Raw genomic sequence first — 15,209 nt, 5'->3', positions numbered from 1 at the left:
GAGTTAAAAATGCAAAATCAAAATAGCAGAAGAGCCTTCTTTAAACGCATGGCAGTTGTGGCTGCTGGTGCTAGCGCGGCAAGTAGTGGTTTTGCTTTTAAGAGTGAAGAGAGTGCGAAAAAACCACATTTTGGCATGATATTTGACCAAAACAAATGCGTCGGCTGCACGGACTGTGAAGTGGCATGTAGAAAAGTAAATTTAGTCCCAAAAGGACAGATGAGACTTTTTGTAGAGGATAAGACTGATCCAAAGAATTTGCTCGATAAAAGATATGTAAGAGTATCTTGTCAGCAGTGCGAGGATGCGCCTTGCGTGGCTGTTTGCCCAACAAAAGCCTGTCACAAGGACATAAAAACTGGCATCCAAACTACAAACATAGATGACTGCATCGCCTGTAAATACTGCATCGTAGCCTGTCCTTACGACGTGAGATATATCGATAAGTTTAGTCACTCAGCCCAAAGCTGTAATTTCTGCATAGATACAAATTTAAAGGATAAAAAAGATCCAGCCTGCGTTGAGGCGTGCAGATATGAGGCTTTGGTATTTGGTGATTTAAACGATGAGAGCTCGCATATTAGCCAGTTACTAGCTGTCAAAGATAGCATAAGACTAAGAGCAGAACTTGGCACAAAACCAAGCCTTAGATATATTCCTAAAGTAAAAGCGGGGGTGTAAGATGGATGGTGCATTAAATTTCACTGCGACATTTTCGCACGCAGTTGAGTGGGGCTGGCCGATCGCTGTTTATCTTCTGCTAGCTGGCATGAGTGGCGGAGCGCTAATAGCTGCCATACTTCTAAAGCGCTACAAAAGACAAGAGAGCTTTAGTCCATTTTTCAAGGCCGCTTCGCTTTTGGCATTCGTTAGCATCATGCTTGGTATGGTTTGCTTGATAGCTGACCTTGAAAAACCACTTTTGTTTTGGAAAATTTTAATTAATTACAACTTCACGTCAGTTATGTCTATCGGTGTAGCCGCGCTTTGCGTATTTATACCGCTTAGCTTTTTGATGTGTCTATACGCCTTTGGCGCGGAGCTAAAGTCATTTTGCGGCTTTTTTGATGGCGTGATGAAAATTTTATCGCCACTTTATCCGCTCTTAAGTGCGCTTTGTTTGCTTTTTGCGGTTATCATTTGCGCATATACAGGCTTTTTGATCTCGGTGCTTATTAGATTTCCACTTTTAAACACCGCCGTTTTACCAGCGCTTTTCATAGCTTCAGGACTAAGTGCTGGCATAAGTGGTAGCAGCTTGATAGCGGCACTATTTTTCAAAGAAGATCCACACTCAAGCGACCTTGGCTCGCTTCATGGCGTGGAGTTTTACGTCTTATGCGCCGAAATTTTACTCATTTTAATGCTTTTTGTCTCACTTTTGCTTGGCTCAAGCTATCAGCAAGGCGCGGCAGTTGCATTTTATAGTGGAGTTTGGGCAAATTTCTTTTGGCTTGGGGTTGTTTTAGTTGGCTTTGTCTTGCCTCTTGTTTTAAATTTCGCACTTGGCAAGATGAAATTTAGCTTCTACCTTGGCTCATTTGCAGCAGTCGTTGGCGTTTTATTGCTTAGGGTTTTTATACTTTATGCAGGACAGACTTATAGCATTTAAGGCTTAAGGGCAGGTGATGAAAATTTTAAACATTTATCGCTTGTCTTTAATATTATTATTTATCCTTGCTTTTGGTGCAGGGGTGGCGACCTTTTTGGAAAATTTTTATGACACACAGACGGCTAGAGTGCTTGTTTATGAAGCACTCTGGTACGAGTGCGTCATGGCAGCTTGTGCCATTTGCTTAGCCATTAGCATCGTAAAAACCAAGATGTATAAGAAATTTGGCGCATTTTTGATACATCTTGCTTTTATTCTGATCTTCATCGGTGCTGCGCTTACAAGATACTTTGGCGAAGAGGGTGTATTGCATCTTAGAGTGGGCGAGAGCGGCAACTATATGCAAAGCACAAAGCCTTTTTTAAGAGTGCAAATTTCAAATGAAAGTTTTGAATATCCACTAAAACTTAGCCTGCTTGGCAAAAACGACTTTCGCTTCAAAAAAGATATAAATGGCAAAGAATTTGAGATAAAGATAACTGGCTACAAAAAAGATGAGAAAAACGCTCCAGCCACGCTTAGCATAGAGGCTGGCTTTGCTAATGAAAAGAGCAAGAGCGCCAAGCTAAAAGGCGGAGCTGGATATGATCTTGAGCCAAGTATTTTAAGCTTTGATGGGCAAGAGGCGAAATTTTACTTTAGCTCAAGGGCTATAAATTTACCATTTTCACTAAGGCTTGATAAATTTATCCTAGAGCGCTACGCAGGGCTAAATAGCCCGTCATCTTACACGAGCAGGGTAAATATCGCAGGCAGCGAGCATGAAATTTCGCTAAATCACCCACTAAGCATCATGGGCTATAAAATCTTTCAATCATCATACGACGCTGACGAGCTTGGAAGCGCCTTTGAGATCAGCTTTGATCCTGGCAAAGTGCCAACTTACATCGGATATTTTCTGCTTTGCCTTGGCTTTGTGGGAAATTTATTTAGCAAAAAGAGCCGATTTTTTAGACTTTGTAACTTCATAAAAGGCACGCAGCTTGCGCTTTTAGCCCTGCTTTTACTAAATGCCACGCCAAATTTCGCAAGCGATGAAGCCATAAATTTTAAAGCTCATACAGATAAATTTGCCAAAATTTTAGTTCAAACTGATAGCAGGATCGCCCCAGCTAGCTCTTACACAAGGGCGGTAATAAGCAAAATTTCAACCAAAACGACGCTATTTGGGCTTAGTAGCGATGAGCTCATGCTCTCTTTTGCCATCTCGCCACAAGAGTGGATGCAAAAAAGGCTTGTTAGGATCACAAACGATAGGATAAATGAGCTTTTAGGACTTGATAAGAGCGAGAAATTTGCTAGTTTTAGCGATGTTTTTAGCGAAGATGGCGACTATAAACTGGGCAAATTTGTAGAGGCTGCAAATGAAAAATCCGCCTCAAAAAGAGATAAATTTGATAACGACGTCATTAAATTTGACGAGAGGCTAAATGTCTTATACCTTGCGCTAAAGGGAGAAATTTTAAAATTTATCCCCGCTAAAAATGGTGATACTATCACGTGGCTAGGCGTAAATGAAGCCTTTGGCTCAAATGAAATTCTAAACGAATTTAAAAATGTTTTAAGTAGCTATATAGAAAATTTAAGCCTTTGCGTAAAAAGTGGCGAGTGCAAAGAGGCTGATAAGAGTTTGGAGCAAATTTCAAACTATCAAAGAAGCACTCTAGGCTCTCTTGCACCAAGCGAGGCAAAGGCCAGCATTGAAGTGCTTTACAACCAAATGGAGATATTTAAATTTCTTATCTATTTTTACATGATCCTAGCTCTTGCTTCGCTCGCTCTTGGCTTTTATAGGCTATTTTTTGGGAGGAAATTTAGATTTGAAAGAGCGATTAGCCTTGCGTTTTTTACCGCATTTATAGTGCATGCTCTAAATTTAGCCCTACGTGCCTACATCTCAGGTCACGCACCTTGGAGCGATGCTTATGAGAGTTTAGTTTATATCTCGCTTATAAGCGTGCTAGCTGGAGTGCTATTTTTCAAGCATCAAAGCTTCGCACTAGGCGCTGCTTCGCTCTTTGCAAGTGTTAGCTTGCTCGTTGCTCATCTAAATTTTATAAACCCTCAGATAACAAATTTAGTCCCAGTTTTAAAGTCATTTTGGCTTAGCGTGCACGTAAGCGTCATCACAGCAAGCTACGGCTTTTTGGGCTTTGGCTTTGTGCTGGGGCTTGTGGGACTTATCTTGATGGCTCTAAAAAATGACAAAAATGAGCAAAAACTTAGCGAGCAGATAAGATACCTAGCTGCAACCGACGAGCTAAGCCTCATCATAGGTCTTAGCCTGCTAACTATCGGAAATTTCTTAGGTGGCGTCTGGGCGAACGAGAGCTGGGGCAGATACTGGGGCTGGGACAGCAAAGAGAGCTGGTCATACATCACGATCATCATCTATGCCATAGTGCTTCACTTGAGGTTTATACCAAAGCTTAGGGGCGTTTTTGCCTTTTTAACGGCTAGCGTGCTATCATTTGCTTCGGTGCTTTTTACATATTTTGGAGTAAATTTCTACCTTAGCGGGCTTCACTCATACGCAAATGGTGAGAGCTTTGGCGTCTCAGGGCTAATATATTTGATCTTAGCGGCTCTTGCCTTGCTGATCGCCCTAGCCTACCGCGGCAGAGATATAAAAGTAGTTTAGGAGATATGATGAAGAAGAGTTTGGTTTTATTGGCTGCTAGTTTGTGCGTTTTAAATGCTGGCTACATCAAAGAGGCTTTAAACGCAAAAGATGATCACAACAAACTAGCGCAAATTTATGAAGATGCTTGCGACAAAGAGAAAAAGGCTTCAGGCTGCTACAACCTAGCAGTGCTTTACAGCAGGGGTGATGGCAACGTCAAAAAGGATGAGGCAAAGGCGGCTATGCTTTATGAAAAGGCTTGCGATCAAAATTTCTCTATGGCTTGTAGCAACCTTGGCTACGTCTATGAAAAGGGCAAAGGCGTAGAAAAAGACCTAGCAAAAGCAGTTAAATTTTATGAAAAAGCATGCAGCGACAACGAGGGCTGCACCGAGCTTGGCTTGCTTTATGCAAATGGCACTGGCGTAGAAAAAGATCTAAAAAAGGCAAAAGAGCTCTATGAAAAGGCTTGCAAGGCAGGTGACGGCATGGGATGTAGTAACCTTGGCTACCTATACGCTCAGGGCGAAGGCGCCGAGAAAGACTACGCAAAAGCCAAAACATACTATGAAATGGCCTGCGCAAATGAAGCTGGCATAGGATGTGACAACCTTGGCTTTTTATATGTCTATGCCCAGGGCGTCGATCAAAATTTAACAAAAGCGACAAAACTTTACGAGCAAGCGTGCATATACGCCTATGAAAAGGGCTGCAACAACTACGCTATCATGCTAGCTGAGGGCAAAGGCGTGAAAGAGGATGTAGAAAAAGCACGTGAAATTTTCACTAAAAGCTGCAAAAATGGCCTAAAAGAGGCGTGCGAGAATTTGGAAATTTTAGGAAAACATTGATGAGTTTTAAAAACTGGGGCAATAAAGAGGCAAGCCTTGAGGCACTTTATCTACTTGATAGTGCCTTTTTAGAGCCAGATGAAGAGTATCTAAGGCTCATTTCTAAAAAAGAGGATGAAAATAGCCTAAGATACGTGGTAGATAACGGGCAGGGCGATCTACTTGATGTGATATTTACGCGTGAGGCGGTGCTTGTTAGAGGGTTTGATCATGAAAATGAGCTAAATGTGCTTAGCATGGCAGACAAAAGCGTGATAGAGCAAATTTATAGTGGCGAGGCTGCTAAATTTCGCTCTTACTTCTTGCCAGATGAGATAGAGCAGACGACCTTTTTTATCTGGTATGACGGGGCGGAGCATCAAAATTTAGTCGGTGGCAATAACGGCGGACGCTGGCTGCTTGGCTATGCCTTTGATGAGTTTGATAAATTTAGCGAGTTTGTAAAGGGCTATTACGAGATAGAATTTGATGATGAGATGTTAAAAAAGCTCTATGAAAAGGGCGAGTTAGAAAAAGAGAAACTAAAGGAGATAAGATGAAATTTATAACTTTGTTACTTAGTGCGGTTTTTGCCTTGTGGGCTGGAAATTTGACGAGTGAGGCAAACATAAATGCCTATAAAGGGGCAAAAGAGCGCATCGAGCTACCAAAGGATGCAAGATGTGCAGTGTGTGGCATGCCTATAAAAAACAAGCAGTGGGCGACGCTTATCAAGGCTGGTGGCAAGGATTATTACTTTGATGGTGTAAAAGATATGGCGCACTTTTACTTTGCTGATGAGGTGGCGAAAGAGGCTTATGTGAGTGATTATTACACGCTTGAAAAGCTTGATGCAAAAGAGGCGTTTTACGTTCATGGCTCAAACGTTTTTGGACCGATGGGCGAGGAGCTTATCCCGTTTAAAGACGAAGCAAAGGCAAATAGCTTTATGAAAGATCACGCTGGCAAAGGTGTCATAAAATTTGACGAGATAAAGACATTTATCGGTAAATAAAGTGAAATTTCTAGCATTTTTGGCGTTATTTTTTGGACTCTCTTACACGCTTTTAGCGGCGCACTACCTTAGCTTTGACTACAAATCAAAGCAAGATGAGCTAAGAGAAATTTCAAAGATAACAAGGGCAAATTTAGCTTCTAGCTTTAGCCTAAAAGAGCAAAAGGGCTTTGTCTATGATAAGTAGAAATTTCATAAACTACGCCGTGATCTTGCTCTTTAAAGACAAAAAGGATCATCTCTTTAGCTTTTGCCTCTTTGCACTCATTATCTTCGTGCTAAGCTCGGTGCTTTTCATCTCTGGCTCGATCCAGCATGATCTTATAAACTTAGTAAAAGATAGATCAAGCATCGTTGTTAGCGCCTTTCGTGCTGGTAAAAGAGACCTCATGCACCCTGGCTACATCTACGACATCTCAAAGATCGATGGTGTGGCTGATGTTAGAGGTGTGGCGGAGGGAGAGTACTACTTCGTGCAAAAGCGCATCTGGTTTCATCTATATGAGGATGAAAGCTTGAAAGAAGACGAGATGATCGTTGGCGAGGGCGTAAAAGCAGCTATGAACGAGCTTTACTACGATGAGAGCTTTAACTTCTTAACAGAAGAGCGCATGATACCAGTAAAGATAGTAAAAACCATGCCAAAACAAAGCGCTCTTATCACAAATAACGCCATATTTTTGCATCCAAAAACCTTGCGAGCTATCTTAAATTTAAAAGATGAAGAATACACAAAGCTATATGTCGATGTGCCAAATAGCGAAGAGATCAGCCAAGTGGCTTTAAAGATTGAGAATTTATATCCAAACTCATTTGCCATTAGCATAGAAGACGAGGTGGCAAACATTAGGCATCTTTACTACTATAAGGGCGGAATTTTTATGAGCATTTATGTTAGCGTTATGCTAATATTTTTCGTGCTGCTTAAAAACCAAATTTCACTTGCTTATGGCAGTAAAAAGCGTGAGATAGCCATTTTGCGAAGCATCGGCTTTAGTATAAAAGAGATCATCTTTTTAAAATTTATACAAAATTTTATCGTTAGCGTTAGCGCATTTTTGCTTGGCGTTATGTTAGCTTATCTCTTTGTATTTGTTTTTAATGCTCCATTTTTAAAGGGGATATTTTTAGGCGACGAGCTTTTAAATTTTACAAATTTCACGCCTATTTTGGAGTTTGATAAGCTCTTTTTGATCTTTGTCTTTGGCGTCATACCATTTTTGGCATTTGTCCTTATCCCGTCGTGGCGTGTGGCGTGTGGCGACATAAATGAGGGGCTAAAATGATAAATGTAAGAGGCGTTAGCCTAGTTTATAACCAAGGCAAACAAAACGAGTTTTGCGCTCTAAAAGATATAAATTTAGACGTTAATAACGGCGAGTTAGTGATACTAAAAGGCGTTAGCGGAAGCGGTAAAAGCACCCTGCTCTCGCTCATAGCCCTACTTCAAAAGCCAACTAGCGGAGAAATTTTGATAGACGGCACTAACATTGCAAAGCTGCCTGACGCATTTTGCTCTGAGTTTAGGCACAAAAGGCTTGGGCTTGTCTTTCAAAATTTTAACCTCATCGAGGGCTTAAGCGTCTATGAAAATTTGTTAGCTCCGTTTTCTCTAACAAATTTCAAAGCAAATGTGCGTGAAGAGATGATAAAAAAGGCTCTTGAGCTCGCAAACATCTCTCACAAAAGAGATGAAAATGTATCAAATTTAAGCGGTGGCGAGCGTCAAAGATGCGCGGTGGCTAGGGCTTTGTCAATGGATGCTGATATCATTTTGGCTGATGAGCCAACGGCAAATTTAGATAGGCAAAATGCGCGTGCATTTTTAGGATTGTTAGAGTCATTTAAAGCGCTTAAAAAAAGCGTCATAGTCGCGACTCACGATAGCATTTTTGACGAGTTAAGCGCCACAGATAGAGTTGTTAGCTTGCAAAACGGAGAGATAGTATGAGCGTATTTTTATCAAACGCCGTTATCGCCTTTTTGTTAGCGGAGTTTGTGCTGTTAGTTTTGATGGGCATTTCGCTATTTTACGTCGTTAGGATAGTAAGATCGTGGGACTATAACGCGCTAACATCGCTTCAATACTCACTTGAAAAGCAAAACTACCTTGTAAATACGATCTTGCTCTTTAGCGTCTGCACAAAGATCGTTTTGTTTATATTTTTCGCACTTTGTCTAAACGAACTCTCTGACATCGTGCCAGGGGCTATGTGCTCAGCTGGCGTGATCGGCTCAAATAAATTTGGCGGCATCTTGATGCTCACTAAAATTTTGCTGATATTTGGGCTTGGTATCTGGCTGGTTATAAATAAACTCGACTTGCAGGCTCTAAATTTCCCATATCTAAAGAAAAAATACGCCATTTTCATCTGCCTTTTTGTGATGATATTGATTGAACTTGGCATAGAAATTTCATTTTTTTATAACATCCCGCTAAAAGTGCCAGTCTTTTGCTGCTCGGTCACTTTTCAGGCTCCAAAGCTGCCATTTGGCTATACAAATTTTGGCTTAGTGAGCGTATTTTTCGTGCTATTTTTTGTCATTTTGGTGCTAAATTTCTTAAAGCAAAGCATGGCAAGCTTTGTGGCAAATTTGCTATTTTTGGTGCTTAGCTACTATGCTATCACCTACTTTTTTGGGCTTTATGTTTATGAGCAGCCAAATCACAAGTGCCCATACTGCATGCTAAGAAGCGACTATTTTTACGTTGGCTACCTTATCTGGGGCAGTTTGTTTTTGGGCATTTTTTACGGCCTTATGCCATATCTTGTGGAGATCATCACAAAGACAAACTACTCGCACAAGCTTAAATTTTCATCGATCTGGCTAAGTGTTTGCGTGCTGATCTGCTCGCTTTACGTGCTCAAATACTATTTGTTAAGAGGATTTTTATTTTGATAAAGCAAATTTTTTCTCTTTGTTTGTTGGCTCTAGTCTTAGCCGTTCTCGCCTATAATGCTGATATAAGCGACGATAAAATTTTAGTTTCACATAGTGACAAATCAGAGCCGATCGAGGTGCTCATGCCAAATAAATATATATGTTATGAGAGCAGGACGCTCATTGCTGATAACAACGACACAGCCCAGGCGATCATGTCAAATGGCGACATCTACTTTTTTAACGACGTCACAAATTCTTTCATCTGGTATATGGCGCAAAAGAGCAAAGATAAGATCAAGCTGTTTGTCTATTCAAGAGATACAAACCGCTACATCCCAGCGCAAAATGCCTGGTACTCGAGGGTCGATATCACGCCGATGGGATACGGCATAGGGGCGTATGAGTTTCACACTTACGGCATAAATGACAACTACTTTAAAGAGGTCTTGCTCTATGCAGCACGTGGCGAAACGCTGCTAAATCCATATATAAACATCCTACTTTCAGAAAATAGGATATAAATTTAGAGAAGCTCTAAATTTGTTAGAGCTTACTAGATTGTTTTTAGTATCAAGGCACTATTCGTTTAATTTTTTGTAAAAATCGCATCCTGATTGAAACCCTAATTTGCAAGCCTTACCAAAATATTCTTTTGCTATGTGATAGTCTTGTTTTGCGCCTTTGCCTTTTAGATAAAAAGCTCCTAAATTAAAACAACCGCGATTGTATCCATTATTGCAAGCTTTTTCATACAATTCTGCTGATTTACTGTAGTCTTGTTTTACACCTTGACCGTTTTCATATAAAATTCCTAAACTAGAACAGCTATTACTAACTCCATCATCACAAGCTTGTTTGTATAGATCGGCTGCTTTATAATAGTCTTGTTTTACACCTTGACCAATATTGTATAAAATCCCTAAATTGTAACAACTAGTGCTATATTTGTCACTGCAAGCTTTTTGCCATAATTGAGCTGCTTTATAATAGTCTTTCTCTACGCCATGACCGTTTATATATAAAACTCCCAAATTATGGTAGGCTTGGGCAACATTGCCATCACAAGCTTTTTTGTATAGTTTGACAGCTTTGGTATAGTCTTGCTCTACTCCTTGCCCTCTTTCATAAAAACCACCTAGATTATAGCAACCAATAGCATCTTTACTATCACAAGCGTGTTTATACAAGGCGGCTGCTTTATTATAGTCCTGCGCCACACCTTGACCGTTTTCATATAAAGTTCCTAAATTAGTGCAACTATCAATATCCCCACCATTACAACCTCTTTGCCATTGCTTGGCAGCTTTATCAAACTCGCCTTTATTATAAGCTTCAAGCCCAAGCTCAAAAAGATCTTCGCAAAAGCCAGTGGTTAACAATATCGCAGATAAAAGAACAGCCTTTTTCATTTTTTCTCCATTTTGCAAATTCGTAGTTATTGTGGTCTGGCCTGCCTCTTTGTTAGAGAAGCAAGCCTGATGTTAGTATCTAACGTTATTAACTTTTAAAAAGTCTCTTAGGTCTTCGTATTCGCTATTTTCAAAGTAGCGCCATTTGCCAGGCTTTAGCATATCAAGGCTAACACGCCCAAAACTAACACGTTTTAGATCCATCACTTCAAGGTCAAAGTAGCCAAAGAAGCGGCGTAGCTCTCTGTTTTGACCCTCGTTGATGATGACCTTTAGTTTTGTGTAGCCACCGCTTGAGCCAAAGACTTTATAGGCTAGAAATGGCTTAAATTCCATTGATTTTATAGTGGTTTTTGCGTGCGCGCCTTTGGTGGCATCCTTGGCGAAAAAGCCATTTGTCATCGCCTCTATCACCTCTTTTGTCACCTCACCTTTTACTTTTAGGTAGTATTCGCGCTCTAGGTCACTATTCATGAGTGCTGTGGCAATAGCTGGAGCGTCAGTTAGCAAAAGTAGCCCCTCGCTTGCGTAGTCTAAGCGCCCTACGCTAACAAATTTTGCAAATTTCTTATCTAACGTATCATATATCGTCTTTCGTCCGCGGTCATCTTTTTTGCTAACTAGCTCGCCCTTTTGTTTGTGATAAACGATAACGGTAAATTCCTTTTTTAGCTTTATCAAACGGCCATTTATGCGCACTTTGTCATCTTCATCCACGCTTGTAGCAAGGTCGCTAACCACACGCCCTGCTATGCTAACCTTGCCAGCTTTTATCAGCTCATCTGCCTCACGGCGTGAGTAGTTTGTGTTATGTGAGATAAATTTATTTAGTCTTGTTTTTTCCATTTTATAGTCCTAAATTTGCAAGGTCGTGGATGTGTAAAACACCCACAGGCACGCCATTTTCTACGACAGCTAGAAGCTGAATTTTATACTTTTCTATTAAAGCTAACGCATCTACGGCTAACATCTCTTTGTCATTTATCTCTTTTGGATGCATGGTTGCAAATTTCATCGCTGGCTCTTCTAGGTCAAAGTCCTCTCTCATAAGCGCGCGCCTAAGATCGCCGTCACTTAAAAGAGCGTCTAGCACACCATCTTTATCGACGATGAGAACCGTGCCAAGCTTGCCATGTGTCATAGTATCGATCGCACTTTTTAGGCTTGCATTCCAGCGGACTATCGGTAAATTTTCGCTTCTCATCACATCTTTGACCTTCAAAAATAACCTCTTGCCAAGGCTGCCACCTGGATGAAAATTTGCAAAGTCCTCTTTTTTAAAGCCGCGCTTTTGCATCAAGCAAACAGCTAACGCATCGCCAAGAGCTAACGTTAGCGTTGTTGATGCTGTTGGGGCGGCATTTAGTGGGCACGCCTCTTTTTCTACATTTATATCTATAAAAGCGTCGCTAAATTTACCAAGTGAGCTTGTCTTGTTCCTTGCCATGGCGACGATTTTTACGCCAAAGCGCTTTACATGAGGCAAAATTTTGATAAGCTCATCGCTCTCGCCACTAAAACTAATGGCTAACAAGATGTCGTCTTTTTCTATCATGCCAAGGTCGCCATGCATGGCCTCTGTCGGATGCAAGAAAAAGCTTGGCGTGCCAGTGCTTGCAAGTGTGGCAGCGATCTTTGCGCCCACGTGACCGCTCTTACCCACGCCTGTTACTATGACTTTGCCTTTTGCGTTAAATATCAAATTTACAGCATCTTCTATCTCTACGCTTTTAGCGTGTCTTAAAAGCTCGTTTGCTTCTATCTCTAAGACTTCAGCGGCGATTTGGTTGGCTTTTTGCATAAATTTTCCTTACATTAGATAGATGATCGGCACGATAGTTGGGTACTTTTTGACCTTTCTAAATATGTGCTTTCTGATCACTTGGCGCACTTGTGACTCAAGTAGTCTGCTATCTTTCAAAAGCTCCTCTTTGACGTTGCTTAGGTACTGCTCTAGCACGCCCTCCATCTCTTTTCTAAACTCGGCGTCTTGCTTATCGCCCACAAGGCCGTAGCTGATGACGCGAGGTTTGTTGATGAGTTTTGCACCGTGACGTGAAATTTGAGCGATTATCATGACGACACCTGCTTCAGCTAGGTTTTGTCTGTCAATGACGACGTCGTCTGCGATTTGTTTATTTATTTGATTATCTATGAAGACTTTGCCAGTTTTTACCGTTTTTACACGTTTTAGGTACTTTTGGCAAACCTCCATCTGATCGCCGTCGCTCATTAAATAGATATTTCTCTCATCCACACCACAGCTAATGGCCGTCTCTTTGTGCTTTGCGATGTGGTTGTACTCGCCATGCACTGGCAAGAAAAATTTTGGTTTTATGAGGCGAAGCATCAGCTTTTGCTCTTCTTGCGCTGCGTGACCGCTGACGTGGATCTCGCTAAAGTCTTGATAAGCGACGCTCGCACCTGATTTTAGTAAGAAATTTAGCACCGTTGAGACGCTGTTTTCGTTGCCTGGGATCGCTTTTGAGCTGATGATTATCTGATCGGTCGGCTTTATCTTTATATATTTGTGCTCATCTGTCGCCATGCGGTAAAGCGCGCTCATGGTCTCACCCTGAGAGCCAGTAGTGACGATAAGTACCTCGTCATCTTTAAATTTACCAACCTCGTTTGCATCGATAAAAATTTTCTTATCGAGCTTGATGTAGCCAAGCTCCATCGCAGTGTATAAATTTCTCTCCATTGATCTGCCGATGACACAGACTTTGCGGTTGTATTTTAAGCCCCACTCGATCGCTTGATAGACGCGGTGGATGTTTGAGCTAAATGTACTCATTATGACGCGGCCTTTTGCTTTTGAAAATATCGCGTCAAAGGTCTTGCCAACGCTACTTTCGCTCTTCGTAAAGCCCTCTTTGTAGCTGTTTGTGCTATCGCTTAATAGACAAAGCACACCACGCTCGCCATAATACGCTAGTCTGCCAAGGTCTGTTGGGTAGCCATCTATCGGCGTGTGGTCGATCTTAAAATCGCCCGTGTGGATGATCGTGCCAGCCTTTGTCGTGATCGCAAGTGCCGAAGCGTCGATGATAGAGTGGGTTATATGTATCCATTCTACCTCAAAGTCACCTATGAGATATGGCTTTCTTTTTTCGACTGAGCGAAAGAGTGAGCGCTCTTGCTTTAGTCCGTGCTCTTCAAATTTATTATTTATCATGCCAAGTGGTAATGGTGTGGCGTAGATAGGAAATTTAAACTCTTTGTAAAAGTAAGGCACCGCGCCGATGTGATCCTCATGTGCGTGAGTGATGATGACGCCTTTTATCTTATCTTTTATCTTGCGAACATAGTCAAAGTCTGGGATGAGGATATCCACGCCGTGCATGCTCTCGCTTGGAAAGCTCATGCCGATATCAACGATGATGGCGCTAGTTTCTGTCTCAAAGACCGTCATATTGCCGCCGATCTCGCCAAGACCGCCAAGTGGCGTTATGCGAATTTTATGCTCGCTTGAGTTTAGATATTTTAGTGGCTCAAGTCTTAGCTCGTGAGTGGCTTTGTTTGCCTCCATCGCGCTTGCGATGTCTTGTTGCCACTGCTCGTTGCCATTTAGCTTTGCGGGTAAATTTTTCTTTGGTTTTTTAGCCTTTTTTGGCTTTTCTTTTTGCTCTTTTGTCTCGTTTTTAGCTTCAGCTTTTGACTCTTGTTTTGGCTTTTCTTTTTGCTCTTTTGTCTCGTTTTTAGCTTCAGCTTTTGACTCTTGTTTTGGCTTTTCTTTTTGCTGTTTTTGCTCTTTTGGCTTATTGTTTTCGCCAGTTTTGTTTTGATTTTTGTTATTTCTTTGCTTTTTTGGGCGAGGATTTTGACTCTTTGGCTCGGCGTGCATTTTGGCTTCAGCCTGCTCTGCTGCAAAGAAGTTATCTATCACGCTTTTGCTTGCCAGTGAGGTTTGCTCGGTAGTTTCGCCCTCTTGTTTTGGCTTATTTTTTGGTCTAAATCTTCGTCTTTTGTTGTTTTTGCTTTGGTTAGTTACAACTTTCTCTTCGTTTTTGTCGTTCATTATCTTCCTTTAATCTTTCAAATACTTTTAGATAAGAATCGACATCTAGTTCGTGTGGACGTAAATTTTGAGCTAAGTCCAGGTCTTCAAAAATTTCTTCTAACGCCTTTTTGTCAAAATTTGTGGATAAATTTTTCAAAAGCGTCTTTCTTGGCGAAGCAAACGCAGCTCTTAAAAATGCTTTAAAAGCCTCGTATTGTTTTGCATCTTTGAAAATCCCGTCTTTGCCAAAAATCTTTTTTGTTTTTTGTAGTTTGATGACTGAGGATGTGACCTTTGGAGGTGGATTAAAAAGTTTTGCATCCACGTCAAACAAAAGCTCACACCTGCCTTGTAGTGAAGCGAGGATCGATAAAGCGCTAAATTCTTTATCCTTGCTCTTTGCACTAAATTTAAGAGCAACCTCTTTTTGTATCATCACAATAAGCCCAAGGCATTTTTCGTCATCTATCGCATTTAGTATCATCTTCGTAGCAACGTAATAGGGCAAATTTGCGACTAAAAAGTAGTTCTGGCTACTTAGTCCGCCCTCTTGCTGCCACTGCTCTAAAGCATCTTTACAAAAAAGTTTTAATTGTCCATTTTGGATCTCATTTGCAAATTTGACCTTTAAAATTTGAAACAGCTCACAATCTATCTCAAAAGAGGTCGTCTTATAAATTTGCAAAAGTCTAAATGTCAAATCACCTAAGCCAGGCCCAATCTCAACGACGTTTTCTACGTCCTTGGGTATCGCTTGGATGATCTTATCTAGTGTCGCTTTGTCTTGTAAAAAATTCTGTCCAAAGTGCTTTTTTGCCTTTATCATAGCCG

At 41.1% G+C, this 15,209-nt stretch carries 16 protein-coding genes; 11 read left to right on the top strand and 5 right to left on the bottom strand.

Annotated elements, in window-relative coordinates; translation table 11 throughout:
• Positions 1 to 9 precede the first annotated feature (9 nt).
• From CVS86_RS02270 to CVS86_RS02220, 11 genes are read left to right on the top strand one after another with little or no spacing between them, the layout of a single operon-like run.
• On the top strand, positions 10 to 681 hold the full coding sequence (locus tag CVS86_RS02270) for a 4Fe-4S dicluster domain-containing protein (RefSeq protein WP_199906503.1): 672 nt from the start codon (positions 10 to 12) through the stop codon (positions 679 to 681).
• 1 nt (position 682) lies between these two features.
• A complete protein-coding gene (gene nrfD, locus CVS86_RS02265; protein ID WP_107790836.1) occupies positions 683 to 1,612 on the top strand; it encodes an NrfD/PsrC family molybdoenzyme membrane anchor subunit in 930 nt (309 codons plus the stop codon).
• Between the two features lie 16 nt (positions 1,613 to 1,628).
• A complete protein-coding gene (gene ccsA / locus CVS86_RS02260) occupies positions 1,629 to 4,253 on the top strand; it encodes a cytochrome c biogenesis protein (RefSeq protein ID WP_107790835.1) in 2,625 nt (874 codons plus the stop codon).
• A gap of 5 nt (positions 4,254 to 4,258) precedes the next feature.
• The gene (locus tag CVS86_RS02255) at positions 4,259 to 5,086 is read left to right on the top strand and encodes an SEL1-like repeat protein (RefSeq protein ID WP_107790834.1); all 828 of its coding nucleotides are present in this window, start codon (positions 4,259 to 4,261) and stop codon (positions 5,084 to 5,086) included.
• Positions 5,086 to 5,625 (top strand): hypothetical protein, encoded by a 540-nt coding sequence (locus tag CVS86_RS02250; protein ID WP_107790833.1) that lies wholly within the window; start codon positions 5,086 to 5,088, stop codon positions 5,623 to 5,625. The genes CVS86_RS02255 and CVS86_RS02250 overlap by 1 nt, the downstream gene beginning before the upstream one ends.
• Positions 5,622 to 6,080 (top strand): nitrous oxide reductase accessory protein NosL, encoded by a 459-nt coding sequence (locus CVS86_RS02245; protein WP_107790832.1) that lies wholly within the window; start codon positions 5,622 to 5,624, stop codon positions 6,078 to 6,080. The genes CVS86_RS02250 and CVS86_RS02245 overlap by 4 nt, the downstream gene beginning before the upstream one ends.
• 1 nt (position 6,081) lies before the next feature.
• Positions 6,082 to 6,267 carry a hypothetical protein gene (locus CVS86_RS02240; RefSeq protein ID WP_107790831.1) on the top strand — a complete coding sequence of 62 codons (186 nt, stop codon included), beginning with the start codon at positions 6,082 to 6,084 and terminating at the stop codon, positions 6,265 to 6,267.
• On the top strand, positions 6,257 to 7,366 hold the full coding sequence (locus CVS86_RS02235) for an ABC transporter permease (protein ID WP_107790830.1): 1,110 nt from the start codon (positions 6,257 to 6,259) through the stop codon (positions 7,364 to 7,366). Before CVS86_RS02240 ends, CVS86_RS02235 begins: the two co-directional genes overlap by 11 nt.
• The gene (locus CVS86_RS02230) at positions 7,363 to 8,031 is read left to right on the top strand and encodes an ABC transporter ATP-binding protein (protein ID WP_107790829.1); all 669 of its coding nucleotides are present in this window, start codon (positions 7,363 to 7,365) and stop codon (positions 8,029 to 8,031) included. Before CVS86_RS02235 ends, CVS86_RS02230 begins: the two co-directional genes overlap by 4 nt.
• Positions 8,028 to 8,981 (top strand): hypothetical protein, encoded by a 954-nt coding sequence (locus CVS86_RS02225; RefSeq protein WP_107790828.1) that lies wholly within the window; start codon positions 8,028 to 8,030, stop codon positions 8,979 to 8,981. Before CVS86_RS02230 ends, CVS86_RS02225 begins: the two co-directional genes overlap by 4 nt.
• Entirely contained in the window at positions 8,978 to 9,487 is a 510-nt protein-coding gene (locus CVS86_RS02220; protein ID WP_107790827.1) for a hypothetical protein, read from the top strand. The genes CVS86_RS02225 and CVS86_RS02220 overlap by 4 nt, the downstream gene beginning before the upstream one ends.
• 57 nt (positions 9,488 to 9,544) lie before the next feature.
• Here the strand turns inward: CVS86_RS02220 and CVS86_RS02215 are convergent, their stop codons facing one another.
• From CVS86_RS02215 to rsmA, 5 genes are all read right to left on the bottom strand, one after another.
• Positions 9,545 to 10,375: a tetratricopeptide repeat protein gene (locus CVS86_RS02215; RefSeq protein WP_107790826.1), complete on the bottom strand. Its 831-nt coding sequence runs from the start codon at positions 10,373 to 10,375 to the stop codon at positions 9,545 to 9,547.
• A 72-nt stretch (positions 10,376 to 10,447) separates the two neighbouring features.
• Positions 10,448 to 11,221, bottom strand: coding sequence for a pseudouridine synthase (locus CVS86_RS02210; RefSeq protein WP_009295179.1), 774 nt, complete (start codon positions 11,219 to 11,221; stop codon positions 10,448 to 10,450).
• Between the two features lies 1 nt (position 11,222).
• On the bottom strand, positions 11,223 to 12,176 hold the full coding sequence (locus CVS86_RS02205) for a KpsF/GutQ family sugar-phosphate isomerase (RefSeq protein WP_107790825.1): 954 nt from the start codon (positions 12,174 to 12,176) through the stop codon (positions 11,223 to 11,225).
• A gap of 9 nt (positions 12,177 to 12,185) precedes the next feature.
• A complete protein-coding gene (locus CVS86_RS02200) occupies positions 12,186 to 14,396 on the bottom strand; it encodes a ribonuclease J (RefSeq protein ID WP_199906502.1) in 2,211 nt (736 codons plus the stop codon).
• Positions 14,362 to 15,204, bottom strand: coding sequence for a 16S rRNA (adenine(1518)-N(6)/adenine(1519)-N(6))-dimethyltransferase RsmA (gene rsmA, locus CVS86_RS02195; protein ID WP_107790853.1), 843 nt, complete (start codon positions 15,202 to 15,204; stop codon positions 14,362 to 14,364). The genes CVS86_RS02200 and rsmA overlap by 35 nt, the downstream gene beginning before the upstream one ends.
• Between the last annotated feature and the right edge of the window lie 5 nt (positions 15,205 to 15,209).

This window comes from Campylobacter concisus (genome assembly GCF_003048605.1).
GTDB lineage: Bacteria > Campylobacterota > Campylobacteria > Campylobacterales > Campylobacteraceae > Campylobacter_A > Campylobacter_A concisus_BM.
This window is presented reverse-complemented; position numbering and strand designations above follow the sequence as displayed.